Origin of the sequence: Deinococcus hopiensis KR-140, from assembly GCF_900176165.1 — a bacterium.
GTDB lineage: Bacteria > Deinococcota > Deinococci > Deinococcales > Deinococcaceae > Deinococcus > Deinococcus hopiensis.
Genome location: NZ_FWWU01000006.1, coordinates 84,124 through 101,774 on the forward strand (window position 1 = coordinate 84,124; position 17,651 = coordinate 101,774).

The 17,651-nt window shown below is 64.0% G+C and carries 17 protein-coding genes; 11 read left to right on the forward strand and 6 right to left on the reverse strand.

Translation table 11 applies throughout. The features are described from left to right. Positions 1–3: 3 nt before the first annotated feature. Positions 4–189, reverse strand: a complete 186-nt coding sequence (locus B9A95_RS07115; RefSeq protein WP_139806558.1) for a hypothetical protein — start codon at positions 187–189, stop codon at positions 4–6. Between the two features lie 389 nt (positions 190–578). Beyond that, positions 579–1,244 (reverse strand): hypothetical protein, encoded by a 666-nt coding sequence (locus tag B9A95_RS07120; protein ID WP_084046541.1) that lies wholly within the window; start codon positions 1,242–1,244, stop codon positions 579–581. 562 nt (positions 1,245–1,806) lie between these two features. Here B9A95_RS07120 and rpoD point away from each other — a divergent pair. Further along, on the forward strand, positions 1,807–2,964 hold the full coding sequence (gene rpoD, locus B9A95_RS07125; RefSeq protein WP_084046244.1) for an RNA polymerase sigma factor RpoD: 1,158 nt from the start codon (positions 1,807–1,809) through the stop codon (positions 2,962–2,964). A gap of 210 nt (positions 2,965–3,174) precedes the next feature. On the opposite strand, the gene B9A95_RS07130 is transcribed toward rpoD, so the two are convergent. Further along, positions 3,175–4,125 (reverse strand): NAD(P)-dependent oxidoreductase, encoded by a 951-nt coding sequence (locus B9A95_RS07130; RefSeq protein WP_084046245.1) that lies wholly within the window; start codon positions 4,123–4,125, stop codon positions 3,175–3,177. Positions 4,126–4,912: 787 nt separating this feature from the next. On the opposite strand from B9A95_RS07130, the gene B9A95_RS07135 reads away from it, so the two are divergent. From B9A95_RS07135 to B9A95_RS07145, 3 genes are all read left to right on the forward strand, one after another. Next, a complete protein-coding gene (locus tag B9A95_RS07135; protein ID WP_245808171.1) occupies positions 4,913–5,776 on the forward strand; it encodes an ABC transporter substrate-binding protein in 864 nt (287 codons plus the stop codon). Positions 5,777–6,294: 518 nt separating this feature from the next. Then, positions 6,295–6,870: an NADPH-dependent FMN reductase gene (locus B9A95_RS07140; protein ID WP_084046247.1), complete on the forward strand. Its 576-nt coding sequence runs from the start codon at positions 6,295–6,297 to the stop codon at positions 6,868–6,870. Positions 6,871–6,951: 81 nt separating this feature from the next. Further along, positions 6,952–7,434, forward strand: coding sequence for a MarR family winged helix-turn-helix transcriptional regulator (locus tag B9A95_RS07145; RefSeq protein WP_245808172.1), 483 nt, complete (start codon positions 6,952–6,954; stop codon positions 7,432–7,434). A 432-nt stretch (positions 7,435–7,866) separates the two neighbouring features. Here B9A95_RS07145 and B9A95_RS07150 read toward each other — a convergent pair whose 3' ends face one another. The 3 genes from B9A95_RS07150 to B9A95_RS07160 form a co-directional block, all read right to left on the reverse strand. Continuing rightward, complete coding sequence (locus tag B9A95_RS07150) at positions 7,867–8,604, reverse strand: hypothetical protein (RefSeq protein ID WP_084046248.1); 738 nt, start codon at positions 8,602–8,604, stop codon at positions 7,867–7,869. Positions 8,605–8,812: 208 nt separating this feature from the next. Further along, positions 8,813–9,445, reverse strand: a complete 633-nt coding sequence (locus B9A95_RS07155) for a hypothetical protein (protein WP_084046249.1) — start codon at positions 9,443–9,445, stop codon at positions 8,813–8,815. 394 nt (positions 9,446–9,839) lie between these two features. Next, positions 9,840–12,923 carry a hypothetical protein gene (locus B9A95_RS07160; RefSeq protein ID WP_139806559.1) on the reverse strand — a complete coding sequence of 1,028 codons (3,084 nt, stop codon included), beginning with the start codon at positions 12,921–12,923 and terminating at the stop codon, positions 9,840–9,842. Between the two features lie 191 nt (positions 12,924–13,114). Here B9A95_RS07160 and B9A95_RS34500 point away from each other — a divergent pair, with 191 nt between their 5' ends. The 7 genes from B9A95_RS34500 to B9A95_RS31745 all read left to right on the forward strand — a co-directional run bounded on the left by B9A95_RS34500 (position 13,115) and on the right by B9A95_RS31745 (position 17,454). Further along, complete coding sequence (locus B9A95_RS34500) at positions 13,115–13,291, forward strand: hypothetical protein (protein ID WP_212648268.1); 177 nt, start codon at positions 13,115–13,117, stop codon at positions 13,289–13,291. 36 nt (positions 13,292–13,327) lie between these two features. Beyond that, positions 13,328–14,023 (forward strand): GntR family transcriptional regulator, encoded by a 696-nt coding sequence (locus B9A95_RS07170; protein WP_084046252.1) that lies wholly within the window; start codon positions 13,328–13,330, stop codon positions 14,021–14,023. A gap of 290 nt (positions 14,024–14,313) precedes the next feature. After that, a complete protein-coding gene (locus tag B9A95_RS07175; RefSeq protein WP_084046253.1) occupies positions 14,314–14,505 on the forward strand; it encodes an RRXRR domain-containing protein in 192 nt (63 codons plus the stop codon). A 558-nt stretch (positions 14,506–15,063) separates the two neighbouring features. Continuing rightward, positions 15,064–15,720, forward strand: a complete 657-nt coding sequence (locus tag B9A95_RS07180; RefSeq protein ID WP_084046254.1) for a hypothetical protein — start codon at positions 15,064–15,066, stop codon at positions 15,718–15,720. 4 nt (positions 15,721–15,724) lie between these two features. Further along, positions 15,725–16,012, forward strand: a complete 288-nt coding sequence (locus B9A95_RS35120) for a hypothetical protein (protein WP_245808173.1) — start codon at positions 15,725–15,727, stop codon at positions 16,010–16,012. After that, complete coding sequence (locus B9A95_RS35125; protein ID WP_245808174.1) at positions 15,975–16,322, forward strand: GNAT family N-acetyltransferase; 348 nt, start codon at positions 15,975–15,977, stop codon at positions 16,320–16,322. Before B9A95_RS35120 ends, B9A95_RS35125 begins: the two co-directional genes overlap by 38 nt. Positions 16,323–16,872: 550 nt before the next feature. Further along, positions 16,873–17,454: a hypothetical protein gene (locus B9A95_RS31745; RefSeq protein ID WP_139806560.1), complete on the forward strand. Its 582-nt coding sequence runs from the start codon at positions 16,873–16,875 to the stop codon at positions 17,452–17,454. Positions 17,455–17,651: the final 197 nt, after the last annotated feature.

Consider the following 17,651-nt stretch of genomic DNA (forward strand, 5'->3'; position numbering starts at 1 on the left):
ATTCTACGTGTGGCGTGCGGCGGCGAAACGGCCAAGCTTGTCGTACCCGCCGAGCACCGCCTCCACGTCTGCCGCCGCGCACACGCTCTCGTCAGTATCACGCCAGGCTGCGCGGCAAACTCGGGCGAGCCCCTCCACGTCAGTCAGGGTTGCTGGCCGCACCGTGACGGCTAAAGAGGGAGCGGTCAAGATGCACCTCACCGTGGACCTCAGACATTCCAAAGCCTGAATCATGCTCTCCGGGCTGCACTCTGGTCCAAATGCCCTTGGGCGAAAGAGAAGGCGACCCGGAGGCCGCCTTTGTTGAGCATCATGGCCCGCTGTGCAGTCGCCCTCACGGTAAACACCTGCGGCCCCACCGCCTGGGCCTGCTGGATCATCCCCGCGCCGCAGAGCGTCGAGCAGCAGCACCCGCTGGCGGGACTGCAAGGGCGCTGCCCCGCGCCCTTCCGGGCAGCTTCCACGTCCACCGTGCGGTCGACACGCGGTGAATTGATCCAGGCTGCCAGGACAGCGGCAAGCGCGCCCCCGGGGATCAGCAGGCGCCGTCTGTGCGAAGTTGGTCCACGCCAGGCTGATCACCTCAGGATGTTCACGGCGCGGCTGGCCACCAGGACCAGGGTCAGCAGCGAGGTCAGGGCCTGGAAGGCCATCAGCCCCTTGGCGCGCCGGGTAAGCGGGAGGGTGTCGGTAGGACTGAAGGCGGCAGCGTTGGTGCAGGCCACGAAGAGATAGTCCACGTACTCAGGCCGCCACTCCTGCGGGGCGAGGCCCGGCGTGCCCTGCTGCGGAAAGAGGAAGTCCGGGAAGGCCCCCGGCAGACTGCGGCTGAGGGCGCCGCCCCGGTCGAGTTCCCAGTACCACAGCGAGAAGACCAGCACGTTCGTGACCCAGAGGTTGAGCGCGTCGGCGAGCAGGGCGGCGCCAGTCGCGCCGCTGCCCTGCAGCAGCCCCCGCACCAGCAGACCCAGCGAGGTGAGGTTGGCGAGGTGCAGCAGCCCGGTCAGGGCCAGCGAGAGGGGCCTGGTAAGCTGCGTCAGGCGCGGGTGCAGGTGACCATACCGGCGCAGGTGCTCGCGTTGCCGGACGCGCAACGCACTCAGGGGCAGCAGCAGCAGGACCTCCAGCGCCGGGAGCAACCAGTTCGGCCCTGGGGTAAGGTGCTCGCCCAGCAGCAGGTTCAGCGCCAGGACCCCCAGGATGGCAAGTCGAGCGGGCCACAGCGACTCAGGGGCGGCGCTCACACCCGGCCCCGCACCTTCGCCCGGGCCGACCGGCCGCGTCAGCCCCACCACCCGTCCCAGACCAAGGCGCGGAGCGCCGCCAGGCCCAGCAGGTCCATTTCGGCGCGCCGCACCGAACCAAATGTCGTCATGCCCTACCCTAACCTTGAGGAGGTGGTCTTGCGCTGATGCCCGTCCACAACGCGCTCCGTGAAGCGCGGTCGGCCCACAAACGTGCAGGATCATCCACACCCGCGGGGCACCTCGGCTGAGCTGCCGGTCCGCCATGACTGCCGGGTGAGGCGCCGAAGGAAGGACGTGGAGCGTAGGAGGCGGGGGAAGCCTCTTGGCGGGCCTCCTCGGCACCGTGATGGCGAAGGAAGGAAATTCCCCGGTTTATGAGAATTCCGGCCAAGCAGTTGGTTCACAGTGGACCTCCCGGGCGCACGTGCAGCGCTGCGCAGCAGAGGGGACGGTACGGATGGTCCGGAAACGGAGTCGGCCCTGCCGCCTCCACGCCTCCCTCTTGGCTTCTCATTTATCCCCAAGCCCCCACACCCTTCAGCCCGTCACCATAAAGAGGATGACCGCCTCATCCCGCACCCGCAAACGCGCCCCCACGCCAGAAGCACCGCCCGAATCCCAACCCGACCCACAAGTCGCCCTCCCGGACGCGTCACCCCCCCTCCCCGAAGAACCTGATCTCCAGGACCTCCTCGAAGAAGAAGAACTCCTCCCCGAGGAGGACCTCGACGAGGAACCGCCCGAAACGGAAGACGACCCTCCCCTCCTGCTCGAACTCACCGACGTCCCCCTCGCCGTCAGCATGGACCCCATGCGGCAGTACCTCCACGAGATCGGCCGCATTCCCCTCCTCACCCACACCGAGGAGATCGAGCTCGCCCGCCGAATGGAAGTGGGGGAAGAAGCCCGCCTCAGCCTGGAGGCAGAGCCTGACCTGGACGGCCGAGCGCGGCGGTCCCTCACCCGCGTCATTGAGGACGGCCAGGCGGCCAAAGAGCAGTTGATCCAGGCCAACCTCCGCCTCGTCGTCAGCATCGCCAAGAAGTACAGCAACCGCGGCATGAACCTCCTTGATCTCATTCAGGAGGGAAACGGCGGCCTGATCCGCGCTGCAGAGAAATTCGAGTACCGCAAGGGCTTCAAGTTCTCCACCTACGCCACCTGGTGGATCCGCCAGGCCGTCAGCCGGGCGATGGCGGACCAAGCGCGCAACATCCGCATCCCCGTGCACATGGTGGAGACCATGAATAAGCTCTCCCGCACCGCCCGCACCCTGGGCCAGGAGTTGGGACGGGAGGCCAGCCCGGAGGAGATCGCCGAAGCGATGGGCCCCGGCTGGGACCCAGCCCGGGTCAAGGAAGTGCGCTCCCTCACGCAGGACACCATCAGCCTCGACCTCCCCATAGGCGAGGACGGCGACAGCATGTACGGCGACTTCATCCCGGACGAGACGCGCGACTCTCCCCTCTCGCAAGTCACCACCGTCTTGATGTCCGAAGAGATCGACCGCATGCTCGGGATGCTCGATCCTCGGGAAGCCCAGGTCCTGCGGATGCGCAAAGGCCTCGTGGATGGGCGGGAGCACACCCTGGAGGAAGTCGGGCAACACTTCAAGGTCACCCGGGAACGCATCCGGCAGATCGAGAACAAGGCCCTGCGCAAACTCAAGTACAACCAGGGACGCCGCAGCACCCTCCGGGAATACCTGGAGGACTGATCAGGATTCGGGTGAATCGGTTCTTTCACCTCTGATGAGCGTCAGGGCGCCCCGCAGGGGTTGGATGACACCGCCGTGGGGAGGTGGGGAAAGGGAGGAGATCGCCCGTACCCGCTCCACCCACCCCAGAACCGTCCCAAGTTTCCGCGTGGCCCTCGGGCGGTCAGGCAGGTCGCCGGGCCACCAGACACGCGCCTCGCGGAGGCAGCGTCATTCCTCGACCTCCAGCGGGCCACGTTGACGCACGTCACCGACCAGGGCGGCGTCCTGCCCGGCCGCGGTGCGCGCTTCCAACGCCCGCACCACGGCGATCATGTCCTCACGCGACGCACCCAGGGCGACGGTCTCGCCGAGCAACGCGCGCGTCAGGGCGATCAGTGGAGCAGCCGTTCCTGAGTTGCTTGCCGCCGCGCTGATCATGCTGGCGCTCTTGAACGCGTCGCTCATCGCGGCCTGCACCGAGAAATCACGCGCTGCGAGCTTCGCGACCTTGACGCGCGAAACGCTGCTGGCCATCGGCCCTGCATTCAGGACCGCCTGAAACTGCCGCAAGTCCAACCCCTGACGCTGCGCGAAGTGCGCGGCCTCCGCCAGACCCGCCAACATGACGTTGAGGTACAGGTTCACGGCGAACTTCATCTGCAGCGCGTGGCCCACAGGACCGCAGTACACCGTCTCGCAGCAGACCGGCCGAAGCAGCGGGCGAACGGCTTCCACCACCGTCTGGTCGCCGGCCAGCATCCCGACCAGGGCACCCTGCTCCGCTGGAACGCGCGAACCGGAGACCGGCGCTTCCACATACTTCCCGCCATGCGCTTGAATGTCAGCGGCCAGAGCGCGGGAATACTCCGGCGTGGTGGAGCTGGTCACGATCAGGGTCCGGCCGGCCACCAGCTGAGGAAAATCGGAGGTTCCCCGGCCGAGCACGGCATCGGTGGCCGCTTCATCAACGAGCATCAGGATGACCGAATGGGTGCGTGAGAAGACTTCAGTGGGGGTGGCCGCCACCTCAGCGCCTGCGGCCTGCAGCGGCATGCACCGTTCAGGGCTGCGGTTCCACACCACCAGCGGTGTACCGGCGCGAACGAGGTTGAGGGCCATGGGTTGTCCCATCACGCCCAGACCGAGAAAGCCGGTGGCAGAAACGGAGGTGTCTGTCATCCTAGGAGTATTCAAGGCAGGTGGCGCAATATACCGGATGTCAGCACACCGAGAACGGCGGGAGGACGATCCCTCCAGAACCACCGGGGAGGTGCTGGGGGCCGTCCACCGCAACGGTGATGCTCCCGTCACCAGGAGCCGCAAGCCCCGCAGGACGCTTTTTGCCGCGCCCACGCCGAGCTTGACGGTCGTGGCACCACGCGCGTGAGGGCCGCTACCTGCGCGCCGAGTATGCCTCTGCTGGCGGTGTTCAGGCCGGCGTCGACACCGAGCGTGGGTTGATACGGTTTCCGGATTATCGCGGAGCATCCCCTCTGCTGCGCAGCGTTGCAAATCCGCTCCGCTCTGGTGACTCCACGCCTCTCCGTCACCGTTTTTCCTGCTCGCCCCGCTCGGGCCTATCCGTTACTTCATCACCGATGAGCCGGAATCTGTATGGGTCACGCACCACCGCCTCCAGGAAAAGAAAAAAACCGCCCTTGCGTTTGGGGTTCGTCGCTGCTCCGCACCCGGCGCCCTCCCCCGGCTGGCCCTCCACTGGCCACCCGCGTGAATTGGACGTCACCAAACGGCGCCCCGCCGCCTCCCCTTCCGGAACAGGATGGGCCAGGCGACCGCTGGCTGTTAATCCGACTTTACAAGTCGGATTAACGTCTGCCAGAATCACGGCGCCGCTGAACGGTGGCCACAGCCCCTTCAGACAACGAGGAGTTTTATGCAGACAAGAGTGTGGTATCCGGCCTTCCTTCTGTGCGGTCTCACGCAGGCTGCAGCCACCACGTACCCAGTGACGCTCACCCACGCTGCTGGAACCACCACCGTGCAGAAACGACCCCTGCGGGTCGTCGCGCTTGGGCCCCACGCCCTGGACCTGCTGTTGTCACTTGGAGTGCAACCCGTTGGCTACGGCGAGGCATCAACGTACATCAAGACGCCCGCCTTCGGCTCTCCCATACGTGACATCAAGTACCTGGGCAGCCGCGTGACTTCCAGCCCAGTGAATGTAGGTGACCGCTTTAGCCCAAGTATGGAAATCTTAACGACCCTGAAACCCGACCTGATTATTGGCGAGAATTATGCGCTTCCTGTCTACAACCAGCTGAGCCGTATTGCGCCAACACTCCTTTTCAAAGGCACAGACAGGAACGAGTGGCAAAAAACGCTCCCGATTATTGCCAAAGCACTCGACAGGGAAAAAGCGTATGACAATGCACTTGACAAATACAACAAGAGCGTACAAAGCGCAAAATCTCAGCTGTCAAGCATTATAAAAAATAAGAGAGTGCTCGTTCTTTGGACCGGAGGTGGCCCTGAAAAGAATACATTTACCATCAGCGACAGCAACGACTGGACAGGAGGACTTTTAAAAGACCTGGGGTTCAACGTCATAGACGGTGATAAAAGAGATGCCGCGGTGAGCATTGAGGGCTTGGCTGCCATAGATCCCGATGCGGTGATTGTCCTCGCGTCCGGCACCAACACGCCAACACGCGCAAAAGCCGACTGGAATTCCAGCCCACTCACAAGCGGACTCAGGGCAAGCAAGGCAAAGCAGGTCTACTATTTTGACTATCACTTGTTCAGGCGAATTCGCGGTCCCATCGCCGCGCAGCTGATTGAGCGCCTCCTGGTGAAAGAGATAACAAAATGACAGGAAGCGGCCCAGGCCAGCCCCACAGCTGAAGAGCTCGGCCGGAGGCCACCAGGACAGCAGCTCAGCACGGTTGAATTCTTCGTGCTGAGCTGCTGCCGAGGTTTTCGAGCTTCGCCTTGATGGGGGCGAGGGGTTACCGATCTGCTTTCGCCCTGTTCATGCGGACGCCACCGCCCTCCGCTCCGCTTCGGGGATTCCACGCCTCTGCGTCACCGTTTTTCCTGCTCGCTCCGATCGGGTTCATCCGTTCCTTCATCACGGATGAACCCAAATCTTTATCAGCGCGGTGGGGCAGCGCCGGACCGCGGAGGGACCCCTCGGTAGAGACCAGGGCGGCATTGACTTTTGCTGTTATCACACTTAAAGTTATGACACCCGAGAGGCAACGGCTGCTTCGCAACGCCGCAGCTTCCCAAGCCCCTATGACCCACGCCAACCCAAGCCTTCTCCAGCGCCTGCTGTCAGAGCTCTACCCCCGCTCTGCCCCGGCAACCGTTCAAGCTCAGGAGCCCACCATGACGAACCCCAAAATTGCGATCATCATCGGCAGCACCCGCGCCACCCGCTTTGCGGACAAGCCCACACAGTGGTTTTACAACATTGCCAAGACCCGAACGGATCTGGATTTCGAAGTGGTGGACCTGCGTGACTTCCCGTTGCCCTTCTTCGATGAAGTTGCTTCGAACGCCTGGGCACCCACGCAGAATGAAGTGGGCGTGCGGTGGCAGCAGAAGCTGGCAGGGTTTGACGGTTACGTCTTTATCACCGCCGAGTACAACCACGCCCCCACCGGCGTGCTGAAAAACGCTCTGGACTACGCGTACCCCGAGTGGAACAAGAAGCCCGCCGCCTTCGTCGGTTACGGCTCGGTGGGAGCGGCCCGCGCGATTGAGCAACTGCGCCAGATCGCCGTTGAGCTTCAGATGGCTCCCATCCGCAACGGCGTTCACATCATGGGCGCGGACTTTTTCGGCGCGTGGCAGCAGGGCGCGGCCCTCGAGGACATGGCGCACATCCAGCCGAGCGTCCAGGCCCTTCTCGAAGAGCTTGCCTGGTGGGCCAAGGCCCTCAAAACCGCGCGCGAAGCCTGAGCAGCGTACGCATCAGGGGGTGGGCGGATCCGTGGATCCGCCCACCCCCTGTTTCGGTGTCAACACACCAGATTGGAGCCTATGGGTTCTTTACAAGACGAACTTCAGCAGCGCCGTCCCTTTCGCAGCCTGGAAGAAGAGGCGGCCCTGAACCTCATGCGCACCGTCAGCCTGCTTGATGAGCGAGGAACCGAGCTGATGCGCCAGTATGGCCTGACGCTCAGCCAGTACAACGTGCTGCGCATCCTCCGCGGCGCCGGCGAAGCCGGGCTGGGCCGCAACCAGATCGGCGACCGTATGATCACGCGCGCTCCGGACATCACCCGGTTGCTTGACCGCATGGAGGCGGCCGGCCTGGTGCACCGCGTTCGCAGCACTGCCGACCGCCGCTGCGTGCCGACCCTCCTTACCGACAAGGGCCGCGCGCTGGTAGACGCCCTTGATGGGCCCAGTGCGGCGTTGCAGCACGCGAACTTCGGCCATCTCAGCCAGGGCCAGCTCATCACCCTGATCGAGACCCTGACGCAGATTCGCGGTCACCTGCCGGCAGGCAGGACCGAATAGGAAGATGGACACGCCCACCCCGGAGGAGTGGGCTTTCCGCCCACTCCTTTTTCTGCCATCTGGGACCCTCAGGTCTTGCGCACAGGGCGCTGGACGTGCCTGCGCGCCAGACGGCGGGCATCCGGAACACAGTGCCCTCGTCACGGCGAACATGGTGGCGTTCCCGCCCGCCGCGCCGCTGGGTCCGGGGGTGCCCACATGACCGCTGCTGCCGACCGCCCGCAAGACCGTTTCATACGGTTTGCGGATCATCCGTTCCATCCCCTCCGTTCCGGTGGTTCCGCGGCGCTGCGTCACCGTTTTTCCTGCCTCCTCCTGCGGCGCAGCGTTGCACGCCGGCTCGGGTTGGGCCGTGATTTCATCACGGATGAACCGGAATCTTTATGAGGGGGGAATGCACCGGGCAATGGCCCCAGGTTCACCTCCGCCACTTCACTTCCGGCAGGTGAGTCGGACGCGGAAGCTCGGATCCGGGACGCTGTAGTGGAGGCCCAGATATGCCGGAAGGTGTGGATTGACCTGCAGAATGAACTTGCTCGGCTTCAGGGCTGCTGCCTGCAGTCCAGAAGTTCCCTTTGGAAACGAGAAACGCAGTTTGAAGGTCATCACGCCGCCCTGAAGGACTTCCTTGCTCCAGGGTTGAAGAAAGTCGTTGTCGTCGAGGGTCAGGGTGTTGCCATCGGCGAGCACCAAGGCCGGCTGGCTGGCTCCACTCGCTGCACCAAATCCGGTCTCCATCAGTGACGCCGTTTGTTGGGCTCCGTTGCGCATCTCGAGCGTGACGGCCCAGCCAGGCGTATCTGAAGCTCCTGGATCAACCGTGCGGAGCGCTTCGAGCGAGGTCACCCTGACCCGCCAGATGCCGTTGAACAGGGGTTCGTTCAGGCAGCCTTCGAGCGCCGCGATCTGGTTTGCTCCACCGGGCGCCGCCCCAGACAGTGTCCCGCTCCCCCGGGCACTCAGGGTCAGCGCGTTGCCCTTGAGGCTGCTGGTGATTCCCAGCCGCTTGAGGGCCGACAGCGGCACGTAGGTTTCGCCGTTGATCACCACCGCAGGTTTGGCGGCGGACTGTCCGTTTACGATCACGCTGTACCCGGTTGCGGCGAGCGCGGGCCCTGTTAATCCCAGGGCAAGCACGCCAGCGATTGTGGACTTCAGGCGCACAGCCATACCGTACCTCCTGACCACCACCCCACGGAACAGACGGGGGCGTGGTTTTCTGCCTCCTGGACTTGAACACGCGGGCGGCGGGCAGAGCCACGTGATTTCACTTTGGCGCGCCCTGACAGGCGCTGCGCGGAAAATGTAGACGGCACCAGCTGGGGCGGGCGGCGCGGCAGACCGCGCTTCTGTTCGCCAGAGCTGCTCCAGGGCCGCGTCACCGAACGCGTCTGGCCTCTGCCTGGGCGTTGTCGTCGTGCGCCTGCTGACGCGTTGCCGGCGCGACGCACACGGCGTCACCGTCATACGCGTCGCGCCAGACATAGCCTGGAAGGCAGGCGGCGCTGTTGGGCTGCTGACGGGCCGCCGCCTGGCTGTTGTCGAGCGTTGCCTGGTCGCGTACGGCGGGGGTCACGCAGACGTGATCTCCCGGGACCGTCTCGCGCCACACGTAGCCTGGAAGGCACGTCTCCGGCCCAGAGGAGAGGACCAGGCGGGACTGGGCCTGGGCATTGTCCGCTCTGGCCTGCGTGCGGGCTGCGGGCAACACGCACACGGCGTCGCCCGCGTACGCTTCGCGCCACACGTAGCCCTGGCGGCAATTGCGTGATCCCGGCAGGTGGCGCCCAGGTGCCTGGCGGTTGTCGGCGGCCACCTGGGCACGAACTTCTGGCGTGACGCACACCAGATCACTCGGCGTGGCCGCCCGCCACACATACCCTGGCAAGCAGGTATTCGGCCCGTAAGGCAGGCGGGTGGCGGCCTGCGCTGGCGGCGTGACCAGGGTCAGGAGCGGTGCGGCCAGGAGCAGGCCGCGGACGGTGATGGAGCCGAGCTGGGTCAGGTTCATGGGGACCTCGTTGGGTTGGGGGCGCTACGGCTAAGGGCCGCGAGCATGGGTGGAGAAGCCAACCGTCCGTCATGGCGCCTCCCCTCGGCCTTGACCCGGCTGGAGGAGGGGCTCGCCGCAGGCCGCGCAGTAGCGGGTGTAAGGGCTGGAGATCGGCGCACAGCACAGTGGGCAGTGTTCTGCGAGTCAGGTGCCGTCGTTTACGCAGTAACGCTCCGGAGAACTCAGCGGCGCTGCGCGCGAGCAGCGCCAGCACAGCCGGTAATAAAGCGGTGTCCAAACGGCAGCTTTGTCGGCACTGTCCTTCACAAGGTGGTTCAGCCTCCCCTCTGCCCTGAAGTCTGGGGGACGCTGGATCGGAAGCGAATCGGAATTCTCAGGTCAGGCTGCGCTCTCACCCAGGCGCTGAGGTGGCGCCGGGGTTCATCAGAAATTCCTGCCAGGTCCCCGGCAGGCGCTCGCCGACGTCCAGCAGCCGTGTCCGCGCCAGTTCGTAGGTCCGCTTCTGGCCTCTGAGGTTCCCCAAGGTGCCCTGCGCCCTCAGGCTTAGCTCAAGCGCCTTCAAATGATAGGGATCGGCATCGAGAAGCAGCTGGGCGGCCCGGACGACCTCGGCAGGATCGTCCGCCAGCGTTGCCTCGAGGCGATGCTGCAGCGCGAGAGACAGCGCTTCCCGAACAGTTTCGGAGCGGGCCCCCAGGTCCAGCCCACTGAACAGCGCGCCGCGCCACACGTGGGTGTCGCCGTGCGCCAGAAAAACTTCGGCGTCGCTGAACACGTCAGGTCCCAGCGCGTAGCCGTCGACCGTCGTGGTGACCGCCCCCGCTCCGAGGAGCTCCCGCACCTGGTAGACCAGATCGGCGAGCAGCTTTCCCGCCTGCATCTCCGCTTGATCTGGATAGAGCGCTTCAATCAGGCCCAAGCGGCTCACCTCGGAGCGGCCTGACAAACGCGCCTCGAGCAGCGTCGCCAGCAGTTCCTGGCGCTTGCGTCCCCGCACAGGAAGGCTCTGGGTGCCCGTCGTCAACCGCATCGGGCCAAGCACCCCGAGTTGGCATGAGGACGCGGCCGGTGCTGGGGTCGGGGGGGTGCTCGCGGGCCCCCCCGCCAGTTCTGGAAAATGGCGGTGGGCCAGACGGACGCCGTGCCGCAAACCACGCTGTTCAAACCATTCCGTATGTCTCTTCGCGCCCTCGACGTCGCGGTTGAGGGCACAGCATTCAAGTCCGATGAGGTGGGCTGGAAAAGGCTCGGCGATCTCCTCCGCCAGGCGGCGGGCCTCGTCCAGGCTGTGCCTCGCCAGCGCCTGCTCACCGAGGGCCAGGGCGACGCGGGCCCTGACCTGATGGGCCGCCCGCTGCTGCCGGGGCCGGCGACCCGCCACGGCCAGGTCGAGGGCCTCACCGGCGCGTTCCCACGCCCTGTGCACCTGACCGTCAAGGAGCAGCGTCACGGCCAACACCCTGGTGGCGAAAGCGGTCCCCACCGAATGGTTCAGCGTCCTGGAGACCCGCAAGGCCTCAGAGGCGTACTTCCGGGCCAGGGTGACATTGATCGGCGTTTCCAGGAATGCATGCAGTTCGGCCAGTGCATTCAAGCAGTCGATCAGGTATCCATGGGGCTTCTGCCGTTCCAGAACGCCGAGGCTGTCCAGATAAAGGCCCTCGGCCCGTTCATACTCACCTTGCCACACCAGATGATCGGCGATCGCAAGGTTGGCTTCGGCGAACTGCACAACGTGACCGCGCTGAAGGCTCAGCGCCGCCGCTTCCTGGAGCTCCACGAGCGCCTCACCGTACTCGCCCAGGTCCTGCAAGACCAAGGCGTGAGCGTGGAGACCGGCAATGACGTTGTGGGTGAGTCCCAGCGTCCGGAAGATTTCCAGCGACTGACGAAAACAGAGCTCCGCCCTCTTGTTGTCGGTGTCAGAAGCAGAGATGATGCCCTGCAAATAGATGAGCGACGCCCTGATGCGGTCCGTCAGCGCTGGGTGCTGTTGGGCCTGGCTTGCGAATTTCTCGGCGTCCTCGGTTCGTCCGAGATTCAGCAGTGACCAGGCGACGTCATAGCAGGTCTCCGGGCTGGCACCGAGCAGCGAAGGATGCTGCTGGACCAGCTCGAGGACGGCCTGGTCGTCCCCAACGATACTGCTCAGGCGGATCTGCCGCCAAAGCCCGCGCTCTCCCCGCTCGCTCTCCGGGAGTTGGGCCAGCACCCGGTGGAGCTTCTCCTGCTCTTTCCGGCTGGCGAAGATGCTGGCCAGCAGGTCAATCGTCGGCACATCGTGCGGGTTGAGCGCCAGGGCCAGCTCGCCCAACCGGAGCGCGGCGGGCAGGTCGCTTCCCTTCAGGGCGGTCGCCGCTTCGAGCGCCAGGGCGGCCTGTTCCGGGCCGGTGGCGTAGTCGACCGCCTCAACCAGCCACAGGTGGGCCTGCGTTCCCTCCTGGGCCTGCGCGGCCCGCCGAAGCAGGCCCAGGGCGTGGCCCGGTTCGAGAGCCGCGTCCTTTACAAAACGGGCCGCCTGCTGGGGATCGTCCCGGTAAGCCGCGATGGCCCGGCGGCTGAGCCACTGACGCTGCTCGGCAGGGACCCCACGCGCCATGACCTCGGCGTACAAGGGATGGGCGAACTCCCCATGAATGAGGAGTCCGGCCCGCGTCAGGCCTTCGGTGGCGCCCTCAAGTTCGCCGGGGCTCAGACCAGCGACCTGGGCCAAACGCGGCGTCGCGACGTCTTGCCCGAGGATTGCCTTGGCCTGAAGGACGGTGCCCAGCGTGGGGAAGTCGCTCACTCCGGCGACGACCTCCTCGATCAAAGCTTCTACGGTGGTGGGCATGATCCGCTGCTCCGGCGCGCGCCAGTGCCAGCGCCGAGCGTCATTCCAGAGCAGACCCTGCCGTGCCAGGAAGCGGAAGAATTCAAGCGTAAACAGTGGGTTGCCACCGGCCCGCTCATAGATCCAGGTCAGTGCCTCAACGGGCAGCTCCGCCCTGACCTGCGCTTCGAGCAGCGCGTCCGAAGCGGCGCGGTTCAGGGGCTGGACCCGGATGGACTCGAACTCCTCGGAGAGCGGCGTTCGGCTGGTCACCAGCAGTCCGGCTCCCTTGGTGCGCCTCAGGCGGGCCGCCAGTTGCTGCCAGAGCTGCCGCTGCTCCGGCAAGGCGGCGTGCAGGTCCTCGACATGGAGGATGAGTGGGGCACCGTGGGCGAGCTGTGCGGCGAGGACCTCGACCAGCTGGGGTCCAGGAAGCGGATGCCGGCTGTGCAGGCGCTGGATGGACTCGGTCAGCCAGCCGCCGGGCCGCTTTGGCTCGGGCAGCGCCAGGGCGACCTGCTCAAGCGCCTGGCCTGCCTGAACACTCAGCGAAGGGCAGGGCGTAGAGCGGATCAGGGACTGGGCGAGGTGGGTCTTGCCGACGCCCGGCTCCCCCCAGAGGCCAACCGTCAGACCGGCACGCTTGGCGATCAGTCCCCTCAACCGCTTGCTGATCTGTTGATCGTCTCCGATGATCTCGACCTCCCGGTGTGGAAGCTGGGCTTCTGACAGGCTACTGCACGCCGAAGCCCTGACGCGGCGAGAACGGGCACATCCGCTTCCTGGAGGCCGTTCCGCGGCGGTGAAGGAGCGTCAAGCGGCGAGGGCAGGGGTATCCGGAGCCCCTCTCTGAAATGGGGCCCACGGCCTGCGCTGGCACCCGCGCCTACACGGCCAGGCAGGAGCGGCGCGCTGCCGCTGCCGTTTGCGATCACCCCCGCTCCACGCCGGCGGAGGGCAGCAGGACCGACGCCGACCATGCCCGCGCGGGCAAGAAGAAAGCCCCCAGGGACGGGGAACCCGCCCGCTGAAACGAAGTTGACAGGACGCTTCTGCCAGACTGCCGCATGTCGAAGTACCCAGCCATCAAAGCGGCCATCAAAGAACGTCTGCTGGGAAATGAATACGCGGACGGCCACGCCCTTCCCAGCGAGCCACAACTTGCCCGCGAGTTCAGCGTCTCGCGCATGACGGCCAGACGTGCCATTGATGAACTCGAACGCGAAGGATACCTTTACCGTGTCCAGGGCGCCGGCACCTTCCCGAGTGGCAAGCGCTTCCAGCAGGGCGGGTTTCCCGTCTCCCTGTTCGCTGACTGGTCCTCGCATCCGAACAAGCGCACGCAGGTGCTGCGCGCCGAGCTGCTTCCCGCCACACCAGAGATCGCCGCCGTCTTGAACGTCTCCGCAGGAGACGCTTTCGTCTTCATCCACCGTGTGCGCTGGGACAAGGAGACGCCCATCGTCATCGAGAAACGCTATGTGGACGCGCAGGCCCTCCCCGACCTGCTGTCCTACGACTTGAGCAAGGTGAGTGTGCACGACCTGCTGGCCAGTCAAGCCACGGTTCCGCTGACCCGGGTCGAGCAGTACCTGCAGGCGGTAAACGTTTGGCCAGAGGAAGCGGGACTGCTCCAGCTCGCGCCGGGCACCGCGACGCTGTTGATTCGCCGCACCGCTTTTAGTGGGAACAGGCGGGTCAGCTACGTCAACTATTGGGTGAGGAGTGACCGCTTTAGCTTCCAGAACGCGTTTACGCCCTGACGTCGCGGGGAGGTCAGCAAGCCCTCGCGTAAAGGCGGGGGCTTTTAAAGGCCCCTCTCGCTTACCGGAAGACGCTCACGCGTCAACGATTTCTGAGCCATGACGCCTTCAGATGCCTCGCCAGTCGGCAGCTTTGCCGCGGGAACAAAGAAAGCCGGGAAGGGAAAACCCGCGCCCCTGATACCGCACAACAAGCTCAGAAATGCTCCCCCAGGCAGACTTTACAAGGCGCTTACGCGCAGGGACGCAAATGTCCAACCGAGTGTTCGTTCATCCAGACAACACCTCCCATGCCCTGCACAGCAAAGCGGGCGCGGAAGGTGCTGGAAGCCGGGAGAGCTGCCGTGTTGCGGCGCTCTCCCTTCACGATCAACCTCAAGGCCGGGTCGCCTCGGCAGTCTCAGCCCCCCGCGCTGAAGCTGGACCCCGGTTCCAAGACGACGGGGACAGCCTTGGTACTGGAGGTCAAGGCTGGCAAGTAGTGCATCTGGGAAGCAGACGTTCAGCGTCCCGGCCTTGCCAGGGGAGCGGTGGTCAAAAAGAGGACTTCTTTTTGACCGGGCCCAGCGGGCGAACCTGAATGCGCACTGGGGAGACTGGCACCGTGAGGGGTGCCCTTCCACGCGCGGCGCCATTTGGTTAAATGCCCCCACTGGACTTCGGGGAAGATTCACATGTCATGCAAAAGCCGTCCTGGATGTGACCGAGCCTTGTCGGTCTGATCTCTCAGGGGCAAATGGTGCTGGGTTGAACCCCTGGATCTGGGCTTCACGATTGGCGCCGTCCCCCCATTCCTCCGCCAGACCGAAGGGCAGCCGCTCCTTCCCTTCTCTGGGTCACAGCACACCGTGGTTTCAACGCTGTATGGGCCCGTAAGTCCTGTGCCAGACAGCAAATACATACTTTCCTGTATCTCCCCAAGTACAGCCAAAAGCTCTATTGCCAAGCTGAGCAGAGCCGCTTGACTCAACCCAAGAGGGTTGATTTGACGCCATTTTGACGTTCTGCTCCTTACCCTGCTACTTGCAAAAGGGAGCACCATGAACTTACTCTTCCGGACCATCAGCCTCTTTACCCTCCTGCTGTGCACCGCCTCCGCGCAAACGCCGCAAACCACCCTCACCCTCAACGGGCAGTCCGTCTCACTCAGCACCGTCACGGTCAGCGGCAAGGCCTACGTCTCCCTTGATCAGCTACGCGCGGCCCTCAATGCAGCCGGTGGGGCCAACGCGCTCGGCTCACAAGAAGGCTGCCGCGGCCAGTGGTTGTTCAACGGCATTTGGCGCATGAAGGTCACGGACGTGACGGCCCTGCGCGACGACAGCCGTGGGGGTCACCCGGGCTGGGGCGTCACAGTAGAGTTCCGCAACGGTACCAAAGAGGCCCTCAGCCTGTACCACACGGGGCTCGAGAAAGGCACCAGCCTGGCGCTGACCACAGGCGATACTTGGGCACGCGCAGACAGCAGTGCGTGGGCAGACATGCTGTTCAAGAAAGTGCCGCAAGGGGCAGGCAGCGTCTTTCAGTACCGCTTCTGGGCACCAGACTCCACCGATAAGAAGGCGGCACCGCCCCAACCGGACAAACTCGTGATCACCGTTGATCCGGGACAGCTGAAGAATCACAACCTCGTGGGTAAAGTCAGTTACACCACACCCAACCCAAGTTTCCGTGTGAACCTGCGCTGCTCGAAATAACCGAATGGCCGATCAACACTGTCCATCCCAACGCGAAGTCATGATGTCCGCAGAGCTACACATTCCAGGGTTCAGCATTCGCCGCATCACCCCAGACGAATGGGACACGGCGGCCCAGGTCTGGAATCAGGCGGTTTCTCACGGTCCGGTCACCGGTGAAGACCTACGCAAAAGGGACGCTGAGCAGCACAGCTGGGGCTATACCGCCTTCACGCTCGCCGTTGTGGACCGTGAGCAGATCGCCGGTCTGGCCAGTGTGTACCAAAATCCTGGAATGTGCCGTTCATCCTGACCGACAGGGAACAGGAGCAGGCCAGGTTCTGTGGGACACACTGCGCAGTGAACTCAACCGGCTGGGCGCGCAGCGCATTCGCACCCTTACGCGGGAAGACCATGCGACCGGACCAGGATTCCTGAGCCGCCGGGGCTTCACACCCGGTCAGCGGTACTTCCCGAGTGCCCTGGAACTGGCCACGTTTGATGCGTCCTCCTACGCTCCGCTGCAGGAGCGTCTGAGTGGGGCTGGTGTCCGAATTCCCAGCTTGGCAGAGCTGCGTCAGGAGGGTACGCCGGAGTTGCACGCGCGCACCTTCACACCCTGATGAGCGGTGTCCGTAATGGTGTTCCTCGTCCAGAACCGGCCACGCCACTGGGCCGTGAAGTTTTCGAGGAAGCGGTTGTGGGAGATCACGGCCTTATCCCCGAAGCGTACCTGGTGGCGGAGGACGCCGGAGGCGCCTGGGTGGGTCAAACCACGCTTTTCCGCCACGGGACCAGCCCTGACTTTTTACAGGTTTAACGGGTGTGACTCGCGCTTTTCTGGGACGGGGTACCGCGCCCCTGCTGAAGCTGCGGGCCATTCGCGCGGCGCAGGAACTGTCGCCCGGCACATCTGGACAGATAATGAGAGTAACAATGTGCCCATGCTCGCCATTAATGACCGGTTAGGTTTCGTTCGTGAACCGGCCAGCGTTCCTGATACCCTGCAACCCGCAGACCCAGGGGCAAGCGCTGATTCAGCCAGTGAAGAAGGACTTTTCCGGTAAGTGGATCTAATCCACTTGCCAACACATCATCCAACTGCCAGCTCGCCTGCTACCGCACGTGAACGCCTGCTGGGAGGTTGTGTCAACCACGGTAAAGGAATTGAAAATGACCGAGTTAACGCCAGCTGTCCTAAATACCCTTCGCGGCTTTTTGCACGCGGTGCCCGGAGAGTCGGCAGAGGAGGCCGTGGCACGCTATGACCTCTTCTTTCGTGCAGCTTATGATTCCGGCATCAATATTCCTGAATCGTTTCACACCACCACTGGGCGAGCGCAGGGTCTGGAAGATGCGGAGGGTCGCCTGGGCATGACCTGTCCGGCACCATTGCGGCGCTTTCTGGAAACGTGCGGCGTGCGGCACAGCGATGTCGGTCCAACGATATGCCCGCCACAACGGTGGCAAGGATTTTTCGCGGCCGTAGAAGAAATATGGGGCGGCCGTGAGGACCTGCTTCAGGAACTGGGTGCGCAAGAAGTTCAACGTCTCAACCGAGAATTTGTGTTGTTTGGAATGCGTTTCATCGATGACAACGTGCATGTATATTACGCATTTGATCGTTTGGGCTTGTGTTACCGAATATTATTCGACCAGGACTCCATTGGAGAGGAAAATATCTTGGAGCTGCTAGGGAATGAAGCCTTCCCTTTTGATTATATTATATCGCGTGAAATAGATGATTCCTTGTGACTACTCACCGCGGGGATCCTCCTTGTGATGAGTAGTCACCATTTGAACAGGAGCACACACGCCTCGATACCTGGGATCGCCCTCAACCAGGGGTAGGATTTCCGTGTTCCAGAAAATTGCGAAGGACTCCGTGATCTGAGCTTCTTTTTGGAGATGAGCATTAATTGAGAACAGTATTCTGTTAAATTCTTCTATTG

Bases quoted from the DNA above. Each gene is read 5' to 3' on its own strand.
- rpoD (WP_084046244.1), top strand. From the start codon at position 1,807: ATGACCGCCTCATCCCGCACCCGCAAACGCGCCCCCACGCCAGAAGCA.
- B9A95_RS07130 (WP_084046245.1), bottom strand. From the start codon at position 4,125: ATGACAGACACCTCCGTTTCTGCCACCGGCTTTCTCGGTCTGGGCGTG.
- B9A95_RS07140 (WP_084046247.1), top strand. From the start codon at position 6,295: ATGACGAACCCCAAAATTGCGATCATCATCGGCAGCACCCGCGCCACC.
- B9A95_RS07145 (WP_245808172.1), top strand. From the start codon at position 6,952: ATGGGTTCTTTACAAGACGAACTTCAGCAGCGCCGTCCCTTTCGCAGC.
- B9A95_RS07150 (WP_084046248.1), bottom strand. From the start codon at position 8,604: ATGGCTGTGCGCCTGAAGTCCACAATCGCTGGCGTGCTTGCCCTGGGA.
- B9A95_RS07155 (WP_084046249.1), bottom strand. From the start codon at position 9,445: ATGAACCTGACCCAGCTCGGCTCCATCACCGTCCGCGGCCTGCTCCTG.
- B9A95_RS34500 (WP_212648268.1), top strand. From the start codon at position 13,115: ATGGGGCCCACGGCCTGCGCTGGCACCCGCGCCTACACGGCCAGGCAG.
- B9A95_RS07170 (WP_084046252.1), top strand. From the start codon at position 13,328: ATGTCGAAGTACCCAGCCATCAAAGCGGCCATCAAAGAACGTCTGCTG.
- B9A95_RS07175 (WP_084046253.1), top strand. From the start codon at position 14,314: ATGCCCTGCACAGCAAAGCGGGCGCGGAAGGTGCTGGAAGCCGGGAGA.
- B9A95_RS07180 (WP_084046254.1), top strand. From the start codon at position 15,064: ATGAACTTACTCTTCCGGACCATCAGCCTCTTTACCCTCCTGCTGTGC.
- B9A95_RS35120 (WP_245808173.1), top strand. From the start codon at position 15,725: ATGGCCGATCAACACTGTCCATCCCAACGCGAAGTCATGATGTCCGCA.
- B9A95_RS31745 (WP_139806560.1), top strand. From the start codon at position 16,873: ATGACCGAGTTAACGCCAGCTGTCCTAAATACCCTTCGCGGCTTTTTG.